The organism is Nonomuraea sp. NPDC004702, from assembly GCF_053601695.1.
On record NZ_JBSGCE010000007.1, the window covers coordinates 41,153 to 60,189 of the forward strand.

The window sequence follows — 19,037 nt, forward strand, 5'->3', positions numbered from 1 at the left end:
CCGGGGGAAATGCCGAAGCGACCCGGCCGGGCCGGCCGGGCCGCTTGGAGCAAGTGCGGTCAGCCCTTGGTGCGGACCGTGGCCGACAGTTCGATCGGGAGCGTCGTGCCGTCGGCCGCCAGCGGGCGGACGGTGAAGGTGTAGCTCGTGCGGCCCCGGAGCCCGGTGACCCGAGCCGTCGTCCCCGTCACCCGCATGACCTCCGTGCCGCCGTTGAAGACCGCGTAGCCGGTGGCGGCCGGCACGGACGGCCAGGTCAGGGTCACCGACTTGGCGTTGACGTTGCCGACGCCGAGCTCGGCGCCGTTCCAGGTGTTGGGCGTCTCGACCACGAACGCGTCGATGATGAGGAACTTGTCCGCGCCGTTGACGACCTTGATGGTGTGCTCGCCCATCGGCAGCCCGGTGAGCTGGAACACCCGCTGGGCGGTCAGCCGTACCGGGGAGTCGCAGTCGACCGTGGCCTTGAGCTGGCCGTCGACGTAGATGTCGATGGTGCTCATGTCGGAGTAGCGTTCGGACAGCAGGCTGATGCCGGTGCCGGTGAAGGCGAACTCGACGGCCTGCCCGGCGCGCCAGCCGGCGTGGACGTCGTCCCCGTAGTCGCCCAGCCCGCGGTCGGGGCTGTAGGTGAAGTCGTCGTCGGGGTAGGCGATGCGCTTGTCGGTGTCGTTGACGTAGGTGAGCACCACCTTCGGGTCGGTGACGGTGATCTTGTGCTCGCCGGAGAATCCGTCGTGGATCGCGGTGATCGTGGCGCTGCCCCAGGTGCGGGGGGTGACGAGGCCGTCCGCGTCCACGGTGGCGATCGACGGGTCGGAGCTCTTGAAGGTGACGCCCTCGGTGACCGGGGTGCGGGTGCCGTCCGCGCCGACCGTCGCGACGGACAGCCGGGCGGGCTCGCCGACCTTGAGGGCGCCGGCGCCCGTGACGTCGAGTGCCTTGATCGCGGCGGTGGAGGCGGTGAGGGTGAACTTGTCGAGTGCCAGCCCGCTGCCCTCGCTCACGATCCGGAGGGTGTGCAGGCCGGCGGACATCTTGATCCAGGTGGTCACGTTGGCGTCGTCGGACTTGGGGACGAAGACCGTGGTGCGGTCGCCGTCCACCTCGAACCTGAACGTGGTGTCCTGGGCGGCCGAGCCCTTGAAGGTCACCTTGTACATGCCGGTGTTCGGGACGAACACGTTCTCGTAGCGCAGGTAGTCGTTCGGGTCGACGCCGCCGACGACGCCGTCCTTGGTGACGACGCCGGTGTCGGGGCCCTTCCAGTTCCACTCCTGGTCGGTGTTCCACTGCATGGTCCAGCGCTCGGCCTCGACGGTCTGCTCGGACGTGCCCTGCAGGTCGAGCCGCAGCCAGTTCCAGACGATGTTGGAGCTCGCCTCGATCCAGACGACCTTGACCGAGTGCTCGCCCGCGGTCAGCGGCAGGACGAAGTCCTCGGTCCGCGGGCTGAGCATGCCCGCGGTGGGGCGCAGGCTCAGCGGTCCCGTGGCGTCGGCGCCGTCGACCTCGACGCGGAACTTCAGCGGCTTGTCGTTGACGGTCGAGTAGCGAAGCTGCAGCAGGTACTTGCCGTCGGCGGGGACGCTGACGGCGTCGAAGCGCGACCAGTCGCCGGTGTCGATGGAGGTGACGCCGGGGGTGCCGTCGTCGCTGTCGGCGAGGTCGGTGTTCTGGGTGCCCTGCTGCCCGGTCGCCGACTCGGCCTGGAGGGTGATCGACTCGGGCCGTTCCAGGGTGAACCGCATCCAGTTGAGGAAGAACCAGCGTCCGTCGGGCCGGGTGAGCTTGATCGTGTGCCGGCCCTCGGTGAGCGGGATCCGCCGTTCGAAGGTCCTGTAGGTGTTGTAGCCGCCGGAGTCCGGCACCTTGACGGTGGTCACCTCCTTGCCGTCGACCTCGACCTTCAGGTGGTTGGCCTCCTCGGAGGAGGCCCGGAACTCCACCCGGTAGGTGCCGGTGGCGGGCACGTCGACGTTGTCGTACTCGGCGGACTCGCCGGCGGCGTCCATGTAGAGCGCGCCGAGACCGCCCTCGGGCGGGGTCTCGACGCCGTAGGCGCCGTTGGCCGCGGTGTAGTCCTCGTTCTGGACGGTGAACTGCGTCAGCGGGGTCGTCGGCCGCCCGGCCGGTACGGCTTCCGCGGCGACCCGGACGGCGCCGATCGGGTAGACCTTGTCCTTGCCGCCCGGCATCGCCAGCTCGATCCGCGGCTTGCCGTCCGCGCCGAGCATGGCGACGGCCACGTCGTAGGAGCCCGCGGGCAGGTCGGACGGGAGGGTGAAGGCCGAGTTGATCTGGCGGACGTCGCCCTTGAAGAGCTTGGTCTGGTCGAGGGTGGCGTCGGTGCCGCGCCACACGACGTCGCCGGTGGACCTGTCGGTGAAGCGCACCTCGACCGGGTAGCGCCGGGGGCTGAAGCCGACCGCGTTGTTGGTCCAGGTGTGCGAGATGCGGAACTCGCCACCGGGCCTGACCTCGGTGTCGTAGGTCGCGGTGGGCATGAGGAAGCGGTAGCCGGTGAACCGCGCCAGCGTCTCGAACCACTCGCCGTAGGCGTCCTTCATCGGCTGCCAGTTCGCGAAGCCGGTGTTGTTGATGCCCTGGAGGTTGGAGTGGTAGCCCTCCAGCGAGTTCTTCACGAACAGCCGGGGGTTGTTCAGCATGATCGTGGGGTTGTCCCAGTTGGAGCCCTCGGACACCTGGATCATGTCGCGGCGGAGCCTGCGGTTGACGTACGGGGCCTGCGCGGTGTCGCCGTAGTTGTGCCAGACGAAGCCGGCGTTGACCGTGTCGGACCGCACGCCCCAGTTCTCGAACGTGGCCGCCTTCTCGTAGCCGAACACGCTGAACCGCTTGGCCTGGGTGTCGGCGTCGGGGTCGTTCTTGTTCACCTCCGCGCCGGCGTTCTGCATCATGACCATCGACTTGTCGAACGCGTCGTCGTAGATCTTGAGGATCGCCTGGAGCGTCGAGACGCGGGTGGCGTTGTCGGGCCACGGGAAGTTCATCGCGTCGTTCCAGCCCGACCACTCGCCGAACAGGGAGAAGGCGCGCAGGTCCACCCACGCCACGCCCGGGTCGCCGTCGTAGCGGCCGGCGAAGGCGTCCACCGCGCGCTTGAGCCGGTCCAGGTAGATCGGGTTGTAGTAGATCGGCTGCTTGGAGAAGTAGTCGTTGTACGGCGCCATCCGGAAGGGCACCCCGGCCTTGTCGAACAGCCAGGCCGGCGGGTACTCGTACGGGAAGACGCCCGGATCGTTCTTGTAGTCGGGCGCCTCCGACATGAGCAGCTGGAACTCGACCGTCTTGCCCTGCTCGTTCACCCGCTTCATGAACGCGTCGAGGCGGTCCCAGACGAAGACGCCGTCGTCGGGCTCGAAGTCGGCCCAGGCGAGCTGGAGCCGCACCACGTCGGCGTCGGCGGGGATCTTCTTCCTGCCTTCGATGAAGTCGGTGATGCCCGGGTCGTTGGTGAAGGTGTAGCCGGGCGTGCCCGGCGTCCGGTGCGTGTTCACGTCGAACGCGGTGCCGGTGTACGGGTTGCCGTGCAGGATCTCGTGGGTGTCGGAGAAGGTCACCGTCGTACGGCCGGCGGCCGGTTCGGCGGCGGAGGCGGCGGGCGCGGGCAGCACGAGTAAGGCGGCGGTCATCGTGGCGGCGCCGAGGGCATGGCGGATCATCAGATCTCCAGGGGGACGGGGGCGGCGTCGTGCAGGGAGCGGTAGGCCGCCTCGACGAGGGCGACGGTCCGGTGGCCCGCCCTGGCGTCGGGCTGGCGGGCCTCGCCGTCGCGGACGGCGTCGAGGAAGGCGCGGATGAGCAGGTCGTCGAGCGGCGCGCCGTACCCGTGCGCGAGCGGGCCGCCGTTCCATCCGGTGAGGACCCCGGAGAAGGGCGCGATGTCGGCCACGCCCTCGGTGCCGATCACGGTGAGGGTGACCAGGTCGCCGGTGTTGGGACGGCCGGGCGGGCGCGACCAGGAGCAGTCGATGGAGGCGATGACCCCGTCGCGGTAGCGCAGGGAGACCAGCCCGGCGGTCTCGACGGCCTTGCCCGGGTTGGGGATGGAGTTGGCGATCGCGTAGACCTCGACCGGGTCGTCGTCCAGCAGGTCGGCGAGCAGGTCGGCGACGTGCACGACGTGGTCGGTCAGGGCGCCGCCGCCGCTGCTCGCCGGATCGGTGAACCAGCCCCGGCTGGTGGGGACGCCGCCGCAGTTGGTGGCCGCGATCGACACGATCCGACCGAGGTCGCCCCGCCGTACCGCGGCCCGGAGGTCGGCGTAGGCCGGCGCGAAGCGGACGGGGAAGGCGGTCATGAGGACGGTTCCCGCGGCGCGGGCGGCCGCCAGCATCGCGGTGGCGTCGGCGAGCGAGGTGGCGAGCGGCTTCTCGCAGAGCACGTGCACGCCCTCGGCGGCGGCGCGCAGCGCGAACTCCCGGTGACGCGTGTTCTCGGCGCAGATCACCACGCCGTCGGGCCGCCAGGCCCACAGTTCGTCCTCGGTCTCGAAGGCGGTGACGCCGTCCGGGACGCCGTCGTAGCCGTCGGCGTAGGCGCCGATCTCCACGTCGTCGCAGCGCAGGAGCGCGGCGGCGTACTCGGCGGCGTGCAGGTGGGCGAAGGAGAGCAGGGCGATCTTCATGCGGCTTCCAGGGGCTTGAGGTCGACCGGCCGGCCTTCGGCGGCCGAGCGGGCGACGGCGTCGGCGATGCGCATGGCGGCCAGGCCGTCCAGCGCGGTGACGCGGGGCGGGACACCGGTGGCGACCGAGCGGACGAAGTCCTCGATCTCGGCCCGGTAGGGGCTGGTCAGCGGGGAGAAGTCGGGCAGGATGTCGGGCGCGGGCACGGCGTCGCCCTGGTAGCGGTAGGGGCGGCGCTCGTCGGAGTCGGCGTGCAGCAGCCCGTGCGAACCGGCCACCTCGAACAGCGTCCTGAACTCGATCGGCGCGGTGGTCCAGGTCGCCGTCAGCACGGAGATCGAGCCGTTGGCGTGCGTGAGGAACGCCTGGGTGCTCTGGCTGCCGCCGACCGCGTGGGTGCGGGCGAAGACGCGCTCGACCTCTCCCCCGATCCAGCGGGCCATGTCGATGTCGTGGATCATGAGGTCGAGCAGCACGCCGCCGGAGAGCGCCTCGTCCAGGAACCAGCCGCCGGCCGGGCTGCGGCCCTGGCGGGTGTGCCGCTGCACGGCGACGCTGCCGATGTCGCCGCGGGTGACGGCCCGGTGCAGTTCGGCGTACTCGGCGAAATAGCGTACGACGTGCGCGGGGAACAGCGGGACCCCGGCGTCGGCGAAGCGGGCGACCAGGTCCTCCGCCTCGGGGAGCGTACGGGTCAGCGGCTTCTCGCAGATCGTCGGCAGGCCGTGGCCGAGCGCGGCGAGCGCCAGTTCGTAGTGGGTGTGGGTCGGCGTGCAGATGTCGACGACGTCCGCCGCCTCGAACAGGGCGTCCAGGCTGGGGACGATCCGGCCGCCCCCGTGGCGCCGGGTCAGCGCCTCGGCGTCGTCGGCGATCGAGTGGACGACGACGTCGTGGCCGAGGTCGAGCCAGGCCGGGAGGTGCGCGTTGGCGATGCCTCCGGCGCCGATGAGTCCGACCGTTGCGTGCATGGGAGATCCGTTCCTTGTCAGGTGCCGATGCGTCATTTGCCGATGCCTTGCGTCATGCCGTTGACGATGCGGCGGCCGAACCAGAGATAGGTCGCGATCATCGGGAGCACCACGATGACGACGCCGGCGAAGAGCCCACCCCAGTTCGAGGTGTATTGCATGTTGGAGTAGAAGTTGAGCAGGGCGACGTTGAGGGTCTGCGCGCTCTGCTCGGGGACGAGCATCAGCACGATCACGGTCTCGTTCCACAGGCTCAGCGCGTTCAGCACGGCCACGGTCGTGATGCCGGGCTTGGCCAGCGGCACCATGATCTGCAGGAAGGTCCGGAACGGCGACGCGCCGTCGAGGGCGGCCGCCTCCTCCACGTCGCCGGGCAGCGAGCGGAAGTAGCCGATGAGCACGAAGATGCTGAACGGCAGGCTGAGCACGACGTAGAAGAGCGTGACGGTGATCCGCGTGTCCCAGACGCCGGTGACCCAGTCGATCATGAACCGGGACAGTCCCGCCCCGATGAGGACCATGGGGACGGCGAACGCCTGGAACGGGATGCTCATGCCCACCGCGAAGAAGGTCGCGACAGGACCGCTGGAACGCCCGCCCAGCCGTGCCACCGCGTAGGCGGCGGGGATGGACAGCGCCATGATGAGCACGACGGACACGAGCGTGAGGACCACCGAGTTGACCGCGGCGGCTCCGAGCCCGGAGTCCGACCACGCGGTGACGAAGTTCTCCCACATCCAGGTGCCGGGCAGGCCGGCCGGGTTGTCGAAGATCTCCCGCGAGCTCTTCAGCGAGTTCAGCAGGACCCAGACCACCATGCCGACGTTGAACAGCACCCAGGCCCAGATCAGGGCCCTGATCAGGGCGAGCCCGGCGCGGATCATGCCAGCTCCAGTCGTTCGCGCCGCTGGATCCTGCGCGACAGCACGATCAGGACGGCGGTGATCACCGTCATCACGATCCCGATCGCCGCGGCCTCGCCGAGCTGGGCCAGTCCGCCCTCACGGCCGCCGGTGACCCGGAGGTACTGCTCGACGGCGAGGGTCCTGGCCTCGGGGGGCGGGGTGCCCGCCGTGCCGACGAAGGCGATGACGATCTCGAAGGTCTTGATGCCGGCGATCGCCCAGAGCGAGGCGGCGATGGCCAGCATGTCCCTGGTCAGCGGGAGCGTGACGTAACGGAACTGCTGGAGCTCGCTCGCGCCCTCGATCCTGGCCACCTCGTAGTAGCTCGGCGGGATGCCGTCGACCGCGGACATCACCAGCACGACGTAGAAGCCGGCCGCGCTCCAGACCACTCCGGCCATGATCACGTTGAAGATCAGCTCGGGGGCCAGCCAGGGCTGGCGCAGCTCGGACAGGCCGAGGGCGCCCAGCACGGTGTTGATCAGTCCGTCCGGGTTGAAGAGGAACGAGACGGCGAGGCCCACGGCGATGGGCGAGATCATGAACGGCAGGAAGACGGCCGCCCGGATGAACGCGCTGCCGCGCGCCGCACGCAATACGATCATGGAGGCGCCGGCGATGAGGAACAGCGCCAGGCCCACGACCAGCGTCAGGATCAGCGTCTGCACGAACGAGGCACGGAACAGCTCGCTCCCGGCCATCGACACGTAGTTGGCGAAGCCGACCCAGGAGAGCTCGGTCCCCAGCCCTGACCACTCGGCGAAGCTGAGCGCGACGCCGAACAACGACGGCAGCACGAAGAAGACCAGGTAGGCGATCAGTGCGGGAAGCAGCATCGGCAGGTACAGCCGGCGGCGCTCGCCCTGGAGCGCGCCGCGGGACGCCTTCGCCCGCCTGCCCGCGGACGGAGCCCGCAGGGCGGTGTCGGACACGGTCACGGTCATCCGTTCATGGCGGCGGTCTTCGCCTTGCCCTCGGCCAGGAACTCCTCGGCGCTGAGCTTGCCGGCGACGAACTTGTCGTCGAGGGGGAGGAAGACGTCGGCCAGCCACTTGGGCTGCACGGTCGAGACGCCGTCGCCGTCGAGCGTGACCTGCTCGGCGTCGCGGATGGACGCCTGCAGCTGCTGGAGCTCCACCGGGGCGGGCGAGTCGGCGCGCGAGGGGATGTTGGCCGCGTCGGTGCCGATGCGGTCGATGTACTTCTTCTGCATGGCGAAGGCCAGGAAGTCGGCGACCGCCTTCTGGTTCTTGGACTTGGCGTTCACGCCCCAGCCGAGCGCGCCGACCGTGGCGACCGCGCCCTTGGCGGGGTCGACCGGCGGGAAGGCGATGATGCGGGGCTTGACCGCGGCGGCGCGCAGCGAGGCGGTCTCGCTGCCGAGCCAGGAGCCGTTCAGGATGAAGCTGTGCTTGCCGCCCGCCCAGGCGTTCTGCGCGGCCGGGAACTTGGTGGCCATGTAGTCGGGCTCGAACAGCTCGGCCTTCACCAGCGACTCCAGCGCCTTGGCCGCCCGCTTCACCTCGGGCAGGTCCCAGGCGGCCGGGTCGGCGGCGAGCTTCAGCAGGATGCCGGGGCCGGCGGTGGACAGCAGCATCTGGTGGATCCAGAAGGAGTTGTAGGCGTTGACCGAGCCGTCGAGCGCGATCGGCGCGCGGCCGGACGCCTTCTCCTTCTTGGCGATCTCCAGCAACTCGTCGAACGACTTGGGGGCGAAGTCGGGATACTTGGCGGAGTCGTACCACAGGCCGATGGAGAAGACGCTGTGCGGGACGAAGCCGTACCCCTTGTCGTCGCCGATGGCCTTGAGCACGCTCTTCGGCAGGACCTCCTCGATGGTCCTGTCCTCGCTCGGGATCTTCGTCCTGAAGATCGGGCCCATGTCGCCGAGCACGCCGGCGGCGCGGAACTCGGCGGTGTGGTCGATGGCGGTGTCGAAGAAGTCGGGACCGGCGCCGGTGGCGACGGCGTTCTTGACCTGCTGCTCCTGGCCCTGCGCGAGCCACTGAACGTCGATCTTGACGCCGGTCTGCCGGGTGTAGTCGGCGATGACGCTCTCGAACAGGTTCGCCTGGGGGGTGCCCTTCGCCCACTTGCCCCAATAGAGGAGGCTCGCGGGCGCGGCGCCGGCGGAGGCCGACGGACCGGCGTCCTGGAGCTTCTGGCCGCACGCGCCGAGGGCGAGCACGGCGGAGGCGCAGGTGGCGACGGCTATGGCGCGATTACGCATGGATGGTCCCTTCTTGCTGGGAGGCACGGTTGGCAATAATAAATACACTTTGTGTTTTAATGGAAGACGTCCCAGGATACGAAAGGGCCACGTGAGTGCTGATCGGACGTGAAGCGAGCCTGCTGCGCCAGCCCGTGGGCCAGTCGCGCCTGCGCCGCATCAATTCGCTGGCGGTGATCGAGGCGATCCGCCTGGAGCCTCTCACCATCCCGGCGATCGCCCAGGTCGTCGGGCTGTCGAAGACCGCGGCCGACACGGTGGTGGGCGACCTCGTGGCCCTCGGCTGGGTGACGAGCGTCGAGCCCCTCTCCCCCACCGGAGCCGGGCGGCCGGCCAACCGCTACCAGTTCAACGCGGGCGCGGCCGTCGTCGCCGGCATCGACATCGGCCAGCACACCACCCGCGCCGAGCTCGCCGACCTGAACGGCGAGGTCCTGGCCACCCACTCGATCACCGTCTCCGTCGCGGACCCGCCCGAGGCCGTCCTGGCCGACGCCGTCGGGGTGGTCGACCGGCTCCTCGGCTCGCAGGGCCGCGGGCGCGCCGACGTGTGGGCGATGGGGGTGTCCGTGCCCGCCGTGGTCTACCAGGACGTCGTCACGCGCGGCCTCGACGACTGGGAGGGGCTCAACGTGCGCACCGCCTTCGCGTCGTCCTTCGAGTGCCCCATCGCCGTCGAGAACGACTCGAACCTCGCCGCCTTCGCCGAGGCGTGGAAGGGCAGCGCCGCCGAGGCCGCTTCGATGGTCTACGTGCACTCCGGCAACCGCACCGGGGCGGGGGTCGTCCTGAACAACACCGTCGTGCGGGGCGCGAACGGCGCCGCCGGCGAGATCGGCGCACTGCCGCAGATGGGCTGGGAGCATGCCCAGCAGCACCTGCACGACGTCGAGCTCACCGACGGCCGGCGGGTCAGCAGGGAGGGCGTGTTCGACGCCGCCACCGCGGGCGACCCGCTCGCCGTGGCCGCCGTCGACCGGTTCGCCGACGTCATCGCGATCGGCATCGCCGCGCTGGTGCTCACCGTCGACCCCGAGATCGTGGTCGTCGGCGGCGGCAACGTCCAGGCGGGCGACACCTTTCTCGACCCGCTGCGCCGCCACGTCGAGAGGCTGTGCACCGTACGGCCCGCGCCCCCGATCGTCCCCTCCGCGTTGAAGGATCGCGCGTCGATCACCGGCGCGGGCGGCCTGGCCGCCACCTCCGTCATGGAACAGCTCTACGCCTCGGCCCTGGGCGGCAAGACGCTCTCCAGCGCCTCGACGCCGCCCTGGAAATGGTAAGAACCGAAGAAGGATCCCCCCGTGCCCATGCAACCCTGGTTCACCGACGCCAAGCTCGGCATCTTCGTCCACTACGGCCTCTACGCCGTCGAGGGAGTGGCCGAGTCCTGGTCGTTCTACTACGGCGACATCTCCCGTGAGGACTACCTGGCCCAGCTCGGCGGATTCACCGCCGACGGCTATGACCCCGCGGCGTGGGCGGAGCTGTTCGCCCAGGCCGGAGCCCGGTACGCCGTGCTCACCACCCGGCACCACGACGGCTTCGCGCTGTGGGACAGCGCGTACGGCGAGCTGAACGTCACCGCCTCCCCGGCGGGACGCGACCTGGTCGGCCCCTTCGCGGACGCGCTGCGCGAGCGCGGGCTGAAGGTCGGGCTGTACTACTCGCACTCCGACTGGAACCACCCCGACTACCCCAGCGTCGTCGGCCCGCAGGCCCACCCGAGCCCCTACGTGACGCCTCCGGAGGGCCGGGAGGACCCGGCCGCGTGGGCCCGCTACCTGGCCTACCGCGACGGCCAGGTCGACGAGCTCGTCGAGCGGTACCGGCCCGACCTGCTGTGGTTCGACGGCGAATGGGAGCGCTCGGAGGAGCAATGGCGCATCGACGCCCTCGCCGACCGCATCCTCGCCGTACGGCCGCGGACCGTGCTCAACGCGCGCATGCTCTCGCGCGGCGACTACGCGACGCCGGAACAGGGCGTCCCCATCACGCCGCCCGACGGCCCGTGGGAGCTGTGCCTCACCATCAACGACAACTGGGGTTTCCGCCCGGACGACACCAACCACAAGCCCGTGGGCCACCTGGTCCGCTACTTCGCCGAGACCATCGGCGCGGGCGGCAACCTCCTGCTCGACGTGGGCCCCACCGCCGACGGCCGCATCCTGCCCGAACAGGCCGACCGCCTGAAGGGCCTCGGCGCCTGGATCGACCGGCACGCCGAGGCGGTGTACGGCACCACCGCCGGGCTGCCGGCGGGCCACCACTACGGCCCGAGCACGCTGTCCGCCGACCGCAGAACCCTGTACCTGACCTGCTTCGACCCGCCCCGCGACACGGTGACGGTGCGCGGGCTGCGCAACACCGTCCTGCGCGCCAGGGTGGTCGGCGCCGACTGCGAACTCGGGCACTCGATCACCGGAGAGCTCAACGGCGTGCCCGGCATCCTGTGGATCGACGCGCCGCCCGCGCACGCGATCGACCCGCACGCCACGGTGCTCGCCCTGGAACTCGACGGCGAGCTGGACCTCTACCGCGGCAGCGGCCGCGACTAGCCGTCACGAGCCGAGGTCGCATCCAGGAGGAGCGGGCGGTTCGAGCGGGCGGTTCGAGCGGGCGGTTCGAGCGGGCTCCAAGTGCGTTGCAGCCGAGCCACAAGCGGGCTTCCCTAGTCTCGCGATCATGCTGACGACCCTGGTTGTGACCGCCTCCCTCCTGTTCACCGGCGCGCCCGCGCAGAGCGCGGCGACCAAGCCGCTGACCTTCCGCGGCATGACGCTCCAGATCCCTGCGACCTGGAAGGTCGGAAAACAAGACAGGTGGGGCATTCACGTCAGGACCGGCGGCTGCGACCGGCGCGCCGTCGAGTGCCGCGGGTTCTACCTCGTCGGGCCGGAGGGCATCTCTCTGGCCCGCCACGGCAACCCCTACGACCCCGAGGAGCCGTACCACCCGGGCAACGGGCTCGCGAGCTGCGTACCCGACAAGCGCTACATAGAGGACTTCCCCGGCAAGCTCGTCGCCCGTGGCACCCGCCCGGTCGGGGCGGGACACAAGGCCACCTACCGCGTCTGGCGGGTCGGCTGCACGACGCAGTCGGCCAAGCGGACCGGCGTCTCCTATCAGGAGCGGATCTGGCACCTGCCCAAGTCGAGGATCCTCGTCTTCGACCAGTGGAGCGACGGCCGGCTCGGCACGATTCTCCAGCGGGCGACCTGGAGCTGACCCCGCCGGTCGCGGTGCTCGCGCCCCGCCCGGCCGGGCCGCTCAGGCCGAGCAGGCGCGCTCCTCCTTGCCGGCGAGCCAGAAGAAGACCGGCGGCAGCACGAGTTCGATGACCGCCAGCACGATCTGGAACCCGTGCGGCCGGCCGGACACGGCGAGCGAGAGCAGCCGCCCCACGCCGCCCAGCAGGAAGACGGCGGCCAGCCACCGCACCACCCCGGCCGGGATCGGGCGCTGCCGCGCCGCCCACACCCACGCCAGCCCGTAGCCGACGAAGGCGGCCCCCATGAACCGGCCCCAGCTGTCGATCGTCGGCCCCGCGGCAGCGGCGCCGGGGATCGCCGCGTTGCCGAGCGCCACGTGGAGCAGGCCGATCAGCACGCAGGCCCATCCCATCAGCTGGGCGAGCGTACGCAGCGCCTTGATCATGATCTCTCCCGCCATAGTTGACATGTGTCTACTACGGTGGCGCGCTAGTAGACGTGTGTCAACTAGACTTGGTCCATGCCTCCACGCCGGCGACTCACCCCTGACGGGCGCCACGCCCAGCTCCTCGCCGTCGGCGCCCGGCTCTTCGCCGCCCACCCCTACGCCGACGTGCTGATGGAAGAGGTCGCCGAGCAGGCCGGCGTGTCACGGGCGCTGCTCTACCGGCACTTCCCGAGCAAGCAGGCCCTCTTCGCCGCCGTCTACCAGCAGGCCGCGGACCGGTTGCTCGCCGAGACGCGGCTCGACCCCGCCCACTCGCTGCGTGAGCAGCTCGTGCAGGGCATGGACGTCCATCTCGACTACTTCGTGGCCAACCGCAACGCCGTCCTCGCCGCGAACCGGGTGCTCGCGGGCGACCCGGTGATCCAGACGATCATGTCGAACGAGCTGGACGCGCTCCGGGCGCGGCTGCTGGCGGTCCTTCCGCTCGCGGGCGACGACGTCCGCGAGGCCGTCTCCGGGGTCCTGAAGAGCTGGCTGGTCTTCGTCCAGGTCCTCTGCGTCGACTGGCTCACCCGCGAGACCTGCACGCGCGATCAGCTACGCGACATCTGCGTCGGCGCGGCCCTCGGCGCCCTCGAACCCCTGCTCGCCGACACCCCGGCGAGCCGCTGAGAGCCCCGGGGGGATGCGGCGCCGAGGGCGGTTCGAGGACTGAATGAGGGCGAATCGAGGCGGAATGCCCTAGTGTCATGGGTCTGGTGGGGGGACCAGCCTCTCACCGGTCATGCCCGTGACCGGACAGGAGCCCACGTTGGTCCACCCCTCGCGAGGGCGCCTGCCCGTGCAGGACACCCGCAAGCCGTCCAGCCCCCTCCCCGCGCGCCCGTTCCGTCTCGGAAGCGGTGGAAGGCGGGGCACGTGACGGCGCCTCCCCGGCCCGCGCGCCCGCCGCGGTCGCGGTGGCCCTCCTGCCCCCCTCACTTACGACGAGCTTCCGGCTCGTGAGCCAATTGCGAAAGAAGCGATGAAACTATCCATCATGTCCCTCGCCGGCATGAGCGCCGTTCTGCTCGGCGTCGTGGCGACGGCCGTCATCCCCGCCTCCGCCGCCGAGGAGACCCTGCGCACCGTGGCGGCGGCCCGGAACCTGCGCATCGGGGCGGCCGTCAACGACCGCGCCCTGGAGACCGACAACGGCTACCGCGACAAGCTCAAGTACGAGTTCAACAGCGTGACCCCCGAGAACGCCATGAAATGGGTCAACGTTGAGCCCGAACAGGATGTGCACACCTGGGCCAAGGCGGACGCCGTCGTCTCCTTCGCCGAGGAGAACAAGCAGACGGTCCGCGGTCACACCCTCGTCTGGCACGGCGGTCTGCCCACCTGGGTCAGCGACGGCTCACTCAGCGACGAGAAACTGCGCGACGCGCTCAAGCAGCACATCCAGACCACCGTCAAGCGTTACGCCGGCCGGGTCGCCGTGTGGGACGTCGTCAACGAGGTCCTCGCCGAGGACGGCACCCTCAGGCAGTCCATCTGGCTCAAGCGCCTGGGCCCCGGCTACATCGCCGACGCCTTCCGCTGGGCCCACGAGGCCGACCCCACGGCCAAGCTCTACATCAACGACTTCAACGCCGAATGGAACAACCGCAAGCGGGACGGCCTCTACAAGCTCGTACACGACCTGCGGACCCAGGAAGTGCCGATCGACGGCGTCGGCTTCCAGACCCACGCCATGGTCGCCGACCCGCTGCCCGCCACGCTGCCGCTGACACAGCTCAAGGACACCCTGCAGCTGTTCGCCGGGCTGAAGGTCGACGTGGCCGTCACCGAGCTGGACGTCCGGCTCAAGCTGCCGGTGGACGCGAGCAAGCTGGCCGCCCAGGGCGAGGTCTACCGCCGGGCCGCCGAGGCGTGCCTCGCCGTCGCCCGCTGCGTGTCCCTGACCATGTGGAGCCTCACCGACAAGTACTCGTGGGTGCCGTCCGGGGTTCCCGGCTGGGGCGCCGCCCACCCTCTGGACGAGCAGCTGGCCAAGAAGCCCGCCTACCTCCAGCTGCGGTCCGGGCTGACGGACCGGGACTTCACCTCGACCGCCGTCGCGAGTCACTCCGAGAAGTGCCTGTCCTTCTCCGGCACGCAGGTCGTCCAGGCGGAGTGCGGGCCGGGCCAGCGGCTGCTGTTCCGCCGCGTGGCGACGAAGACCTACCAGATCTCCGACCCGTCCGGAGACCAGTGCCTCAAGGTCGGGATCCCGAGGGCGGGGATCGAGAACAGCCTGACCCGCGGCTCGTGCGCGCCCTTGCTCAGCGACTACCGGTTCGAGCTGCGTCCGTCGGGGGACGGGCAGCAGATCGTGTCCCTCAGCAACCCCAGATGCGTCGCCGCCAAGGACCGGAGCACCGCCACGGGAGCCGTCCTCGAACTGGTGCCGTGCTCGGGCACCCCGGTCTGGGAGCTGACCGACATGCCGGGACACCCGTAGCAGCCGGAAAGAGCCCGGTTCCCGGCGCCGGGCGGGCCGACCGCCCGGCGCCCGCCGGAACCGCCCGGCAGGGGTTTTCGGCCCGTCGTCCCTCGCCCGGGTTCGGGGTTGTGCTTCGATGTTGCTTTGTCCGTACATCGAAGGAGAGGTCACCGATGCCAGACCTTGACGACCCGGCCGCCACGTTCAGGGAGTTCGACCGCGACCGGGACGGATACATCACCCGCGAGGAGTTCGCGCTCGCCATGAACGCCCGCGGCGAGGAGGTCACCGCGGCCGAACTCGACTCCATCTTTCACGCCTCGGACGAGCACGACGGGGACGTGGACGGGCGCATCTCGCTGGCGGAGTTCCTGGTGGCCTGGAACAAGTGACGGCACACTCGCCGTGACCCGGCGGCCGGCGTCACCGGAGATGATCGGCCGCCCAGGTGCGGAACGTACGGGGTGAACGTCCCAGCACCCGCTCGACGTCGGGGGTGAGCCGGGCGTTGCCGTCCCGCGCCACCAGCCGGGAGCCGTCGACCGCGACGCCGGCGAACTCGGCATCCATCCCGGCGGCGATCAACTGCGTGCGGTAGACCTCCAGCGGCACGTCCACCGTCTCGACGGGCCGCCCGAGCGTCTCCCCCAGCACCTCGGCCATGTCCGGGACGCTGAGCAGTTCGGGCCCGGTCAGCGTGAGGACGGACCGCACGTGCACGTCGGACGTCAGCGCCCGCACCGCCACCTCCGCGACGTCCCGCGGATCGACGACCCCCTGCCTGCCCCGGCCCGTCGTGTTCGGCACCGGCCGCCCGAGCCGGACCTCCGCGACCCACCGCAAGGCGTTGGAGGCGAAGCTGGACGGCCGCAACACCGTCCAGTCCAGCTCGCTCGCGCGCAACGCCCGCTCACCGGCCCGATGCCAGTCCCCGACCCTGGCGCCGCCGTGCTCCTCTCCCGTGCCGATCGCCGAGAGCTTCACCACCTTCCGCACTCCCTCGGCCCGCGCCGCCACGACCATCGCCTCGTCATGCCGGGCGAGCCACGGGCCGGGTGCACTGAGCAGGAACACGGCGTCGGCGCCGCGCGCCGCTCCGGCCAACGACCCGGGATCGTCGAAATCCCCCCGTACGACCTCCACCTCCGGCGACACCGTGACCTTCGACGGTTCCCGCGTCATCGCCCGGACCCGCTCACCCCGGCCCGCCAGCAGCCGGACCACCTCACCGCCGACCGTGCCCGTGGCACCTGTGACAACAATCATGCGGCTCACTCTGCCGCCCCGCCCACCAGCCTCTATAGGAACTTTCGGCACACGTGCGCAGCCTGCGGCGCGGCTACCGTGGGGTCATGAGCATCGAGGTCCCGTTGACCGTGCCGGACGGTCTGCGCCCGCTGGTCGAGGCGGTGAGCGTGCTGAGGGGGGAGGATCCCGCGGCGGGTGGGCGGCCGCCGCTGGTGCACCTCCCCGATCCCGGCACGTCCCTGGTCTTCCGTACGTCCCGCGCCGGGCACAGCGACCTGCTCGTGATCGGCCCGCGCACCCGTGCTTCGTACCACGTCGGCAAGGACCTCCCGTTCTGCCTGCGGTTGCGGCTGCGTCCCGGCGCCACCAGGGCGTTGCTCGGCGTCCCGGTGAGCGAGGTCGTGGACCGGGTGGTCCGCCTCGGGGACCTGTGGGGCGCCTCCTGCGATCCGCTGATCGCCGCGCTGCGGCACGCGGGCGGCGACCACGGCCTGGTGCTCCGGCACCTGGCGGCGGCGCTGCCGGCCAGGATCTCGACGGACGGGGCAAGGCGCGAACTGGTCCAGGCCGCCGTCCGGGCGCTGCGCGGTCGTACGGGCGCGCGACGCGAACCGCTGCCCGCGCTCGCCCGCCACCTCGCCGTCAGCGAACGTCACCTGCGCGGCCTGTTCGCCGACGCCGTCGGCCTGTCGCCCAAACGCTACGAACGCATCGAACGCGTCCGCAAGGCCCTCGCCCTCGGTCGCGCCCACGGCCGCTGGGCCGACCTGGCCACCGCCACCGGCTACTACGACCAGTCCCACATGACGGCCGAGTTCCGTACGCTGATGGGCGTCACACCGGCCGCCTTCTTCCAGGGCCGCCTGCCCGCCCTCCAGCCCTGCTGACCCACCGGCGGCGGTCACCCCTCGGGCCGGGCGCGCAGTCCGTCTCCCAGGCGGGCCGGTTCACAGCGAGCCGATGCTCAGGGTGAGCGGGCCGGAGACGCCGGCGAGCCCCTGCGTGGTGAGACAGGCCAGAGGCTTCGTGCTGAACATGGCGAACGTGCCGGTCCACTGCGCTCCCTTGAACTCGCCGTCGACCACCACGCCCTTGATCAGAACGACGGTTTCGGCGCCGTTGAGCGAGACGGTGGAGGTGGAGGACAGCGTGCTGGTGTTGCCGTTGTTCCAGGTGATCTTCCGGCTTCCGGCCCTCGTGCCGGAGGTGCAGGAGAACGTCCCGGTGGCGGAGAAGGTCGACGTGGCCTGGAAAATGGTGGGATCACTGGTGGAGACGCAGTCAAGCAGAGGGGCCTTCCCGCTGACCGTGACCTCCCGGGGCTGATCGGTGAGGCCGGGCGTGTAGGTCACCGTCTGGGAACCAGTGCACTTGGTGATCCCGATCGCGGCGCGTGCGCCGGTCGCGGCCGGGACGAGCATGGCGGCGAACATGGCGGCGAACATGGCGATGAGCAGCGCGAGGCCGCCGATCGCCATGGCGGCGAACCGAGGCGCGCGCGAGGCGGACACGACCGGCGTAACGCCCTTGAGAATGGACATTCCCTCTCCTGCCTACGACGCAATGGCCACAGTTGTCGGAACTCACGTGTCCCGAGCTGGAGAACCCAGAAATCTGCTACTTACCGTTACCATACACAAACATTAAGTCAACATTCCGGTCCAGCACACCTCTGGCCGGAGTGGGAGTGACGGTGTGACGAAGGGCCTGGCGTCGGCGGACGATCTCGTCGGCGCTGCGGCGGACGGCGGCTCTGGAGAGGCAGGTCAGACAGTGGTCACACGCAGAACGTTCCTCGGCACCGCCACCGCAGCCGGTGCCACGACGCTGCTCGGCGGCAACGTCCTGCCCGTCGCACGTGCCGGCACGTCCCCGTCGGACGCTGCCGGACTTCGGCCGGCACGCGACGCGATCCGTGCGGTCAACGCCGACACGCGGCGGAACTACGCCGCGCTGAAAGCCGGCCTCGTCAACCACCTGAGCCCGGTCATCGTCGTCCAGAACGACCATCGGGGTGGCCTGTACAGCCTCGTCTCGAACGGTCGGGTACTGGAGTCGCTGCACCCGGTCGACGAGATCTACGAGCTGGCGAAGTCGATCGCGCACCTCCCGCTGGGCATCTTCACCGTCATCGCCCCGTACCTGCCCAAGCAGGTTCCGGCGTTCCAGAGCGCCAGGATCGATCCGCACGACCTGGACATGGTCGCGTTCAAGGGGCCGGCGGACGGCTGGGTCCAGCCGCTCAAGGACGTCTCCGCCACGATCAACACGGCCCGGCGGCGACTCGACGAGGCGAGACTTCCACCTGGTCTTCAGCAGTCGTGCGCGAACATTCTCGACAGGTCACGCGAATTCATCGCGCACACCACACGAAGCCGCTCCTTCGACCTGGATTCCTTCGAGGACTACTCGGGCAGCGTGTATCCGAACATCCGCACCAACATGTACTGGGCGTCCAAAGTGCAGATCGAAGGCGTCGCGGACATCATGACCCGCTGGCGCGGGCAACTCGGCGACAACGCGTGGAAAGGCCTGTACGTCGTCGTCTTCACGATCTGGACCACCTCCTCCCTGAACCAGAACTCGCTCATCATCAAGAAGTTCATGGACCCGGCGCAGGCCGACACCCACCTGATCGACCTGTCCACGGCCGAGCTCCCCTCCGAGCCGATCCCCGTCGCCCTGGACAACGTGGCCCGGATCGTGCAGGACAAGATCGCAGCCGAGATGATCTTCTGCACCGACACGGAACTCGCCGACGCTCTCAAGGGCCGGGACGAGCTTCTGTCCGGCGAGATCCTGCGACTGCTCGGCCGCGCGCCCGACGCGCAGGATCGGCCATGCTGATGCCATGGGCAATCGCCGGAAAGCCCTGGCACGACACGCCCCATGTCCCCATCGAGCA

General features: G+C 70.3%; 17 protein-coding genes. 8 read left to right on the forward strand and 9 right to left on the reverse strand.

Going from position 1 to position 19,037, the window contains the following annotated elements; all coding sequences use genetic code 11:
- Positions 1-59: 59 nt before the first annotated feature.
- The 6 genes from ACWEJ6_RS11560 to ACWEJ6_RS11585 are packed head-to-tail and all read right to left on the reverse strand — an operon-like array spanning position 60 to position 8,757.
- Positions 60-3,686 (reverse strand): carbohydrate-binding protein, encoded by a 3,627-nt coding sequence (locus ACWEJ6_RS11560; RefSeq protein ID WP_452423161.1) that lies wholly within the window; start codon positions 3,684-3,686, stop codon positions 60-62.
- Complete coding sequence (locus ACWEJ6_RS11565) at positions 3,686-4,651, reverse strand: Gfo/Idh/MocA family protein (RefSeq protein ID WP_452423163.1); 966 nt, start codon at positions 4,649-4,651, stop codon at positions 3,686-3,688. The genes ACWEJ6_RS11560 and ACWEJ6_RS11565 overlap by 1 nt, the downstream gene beginning before the upstream one ends.
- Positions 4,648-5,658, reverse strand: a complete 1,011-nt coding sequence (locus tag ACWEJ6_RS11570) for a Gfo/Idh/MocA family protein (protein WP_387675944.1) — start codon at positions 5,656-5,658, stop codon at positions 4,648-4,650. The genes ACWEJ6_RS11565 and ACWEJ6_RS11570 overlap by 4 nt, the downstream gene beginning before the upstream one ends.
- Positions 5,655-6,506 carry a carbohydrate ABC transporter permease gene (locus tag ACWEJ6_RS11575; protein ID WP_452423166.1) on the reverse strand — a complete coding sequence of 284 codons (852 nt, stop codon included), beginning with the start codon at positions 6,504-6,506 and terminating at the stop codon, positions 5,655-5,657. The genes ACWEJ6_RS11570 and ACWEJ6_RS11575 overlap by 4 nt, the downstream gene beginning before the upstream one ends.
- Complete coding sequence (locus ACWEJ6_RS11580; protein WP_387675938.1) at positions 6,503-7,471, reverse strand: carbohydrate ABC transporter permease; 969 nt, start codon at positions 7,469-7,471, stop codon at positions 6,503-6,505. The genes ACWEJ6_RS11575 and ACWEJ6_RS11580 overlap by 4 nt, the downstream gene beginning before the upstream one ends.
- Positions 7,468-8,757 (reverse strand): sugar ABC transporter substrate-binding protein, encoded by a 1,290-nt coding sequence (locus ACWEJ6_RS11585; RefSeq protein ID WP_452423168.1) that lies wholly within the window; start codon positions 8,755-8,757, stop codon positions 7,468-7,470. Before ACWEJ6_RS11585 ends, ACWEJ6_RS11580 begins: the two co-directional genes overlap by 4 nt.
- 95 nt (positions 8,758-8,852) lie before the next feature.
- On the opposite strand from ACWEJ6_RS11585, the gene ACWEJ6_RS11590 reads away from it, so the two are divergent.
- The 3 genes from ACWEJ6_RS11590 (at position 8,853) to ACWEJ6_RS11600 (ending at position 11,985) form a co-directional block, all read left to right on the forward strand.
- On the forward strand, positions 8,853-10,040 hold the full coding sequence (locus ACWEJ6_RS11590; RefSeq protein ID WP_452423170.1) for an ROK family protein: 1,188 nt from the start codon (positions 8,853-8,855) through the stop codon (positions 10,038-10,040).
- A gap of 27 nt (positions 10,041-10,067) precedes the next feature.
- The gene (locus ACWEJ6_RS11595; protein ID WP_452423528.1) at positions 10,068-11,315 is read left to right on the forward strand and encodes an alpha-L-fucosidase; all 1,248 of its coding nucleotides are present in this window, start codon (positions 10,068-10,070) and stop codon (positions 11,313-11,315) included.
- Positions 11,316-11,442: 127 nt separating this feature from the next.
- Positions 11,443-11,985, forward strand: coding sequence for a hypothetical protein (locus ACWEJ6_RS11600; protein ID WP_387675931.1), 543 nt, complete (start codon positions 11,443-11,445; stop codon positions 11,983-11,985).
- 42 nt (positions 11,986-12,027) lie between these two features.
- Here the strand turns inward: ACWEJ6_RS11600 and ACWEJ6_RS11605 are convergent, their stop codons facing one another.
- On the reverse strand, positions 12,028-12,414 hold the full coding sequence (locus ACWEJ6_RS11605; RefSeq protein WP_452423172.1) for a DUF4345 domain-containing protein: 387 nt from the start codon (positions 12,412-12,414) through the stop codon (positions 12,028-12,030).
- Between the two features lie 75 nt (positions 12,415-12,489).
- On the opposite strand from ACWEJ6_RS11605, the gene ACWEJ6_RS11610 reads away from it, so the two are divergent.
- The 3 genes from ACWEJ6_RS11610 (at position 12,490) to ACWEJ6_RS11620 (ending at position 15,276) form a co-directional block, all read left to right on the forward strand.
- Positions 12,490-13,089, forward strand: a complete 600-nt coding sequence (locus ACWEJ6_RS11610; protein ID WP_452423174.1) for a TetR/AcrR family transcriptional regulator — start codon at positions 12,490-12,492, stop codon at positions 13,087-13,089.
- A gap of 352 nt (positions 13,090-13,441) precedes the next feature.
- On the forward strand, positions 13,442-14,902 hold the full coding sequence (locus ACWEJ6_RS11615) for an endo-1,4-beta-xylanase (RefSeq protein WP_452423176.1): 1,461 nt from the start codon (positions 13,442-13,444) through the stop codon (positions 14,900-14,902).
- A 155-nt stretch (positions 14,903-15,057) separates the two neighbouring features.
- On the forward strand, positions 15,058-15,276 hold the full coding sequence (locus ACWEJ6_RS11620) for an EF-hand domain-containing protein (RefSeq protein ID WP_189654025.1): 219 nt from the start codon (positions 15,058-15,060) through the stop codon (positions 15,274-15,276).
- Positions 15,277-15,307: 31 nt separating this feature from the next.
- On the opposite strand, the gene ACWEJ6_RS11625 is transcribed toward ACWEJ6_RS11620, so the two are convergent.
- On the reverse strand, positions 15,308-16,150 hold the full coding sequence (locus ACWEJ6_RS11625; protein ID WP_452423178.1) for an NAD(P)H-binding protein: 843 nt from the start codon (positions 16,148-16,150) through the stop codon (positions 15,308-15,310).
- Positions 16,151-16,236: 86 nt separating this feature from the next.
- On the opposite strand from ACWEJ6_RS11625, the gene ACWEJ6_RS11630 reads away from it, so the two are divergent.
- Complete coding sequence (locus ACWEJ6_RS11630) at positions 16,237-17,019, forward strand: helix-turn-helix domain-containing protein (protein ID WP_452423180.1); 783 nt, start codon at positions 16,237-16,239, stop codon at positions 17,017-17,019.
- A 60-nt stretch (positions 17,020-17,079) separates the two neighbouring features.
- Here ACWEJ6_RS11630 and ACWEJ6_RS11635 read toward each other — a convergent pair whose 3' ends face one another.
- Complete coding sequence (locus ACWEJ6_RS11635) at positions 17,080-17,673, reverse strand: hypothetical protein (protein ID WP_452423182.1); 594 nt, start codon at positions 17,671-17,673, stop codon at positions 17,080-17,082.
- 154 nt (positions 17,674-17,827) lie between these two features.
- On the opposite strand from ACWEJ6_RS11635, the gene ACWEJ6_RS11640 reads away from it, so the two are divergent.
- Entirely contained in the window at positions 17,828-18,979 is a 1,152-nt protein-coding gene (locus ACWEJ6_RS11640; protein WP_452423184.1) for a twin-arginine translocation signal domain-containing protein, read from the forward strand.
- Positions 18,980-19,037 lie beyond the last annotated feature (58 nt).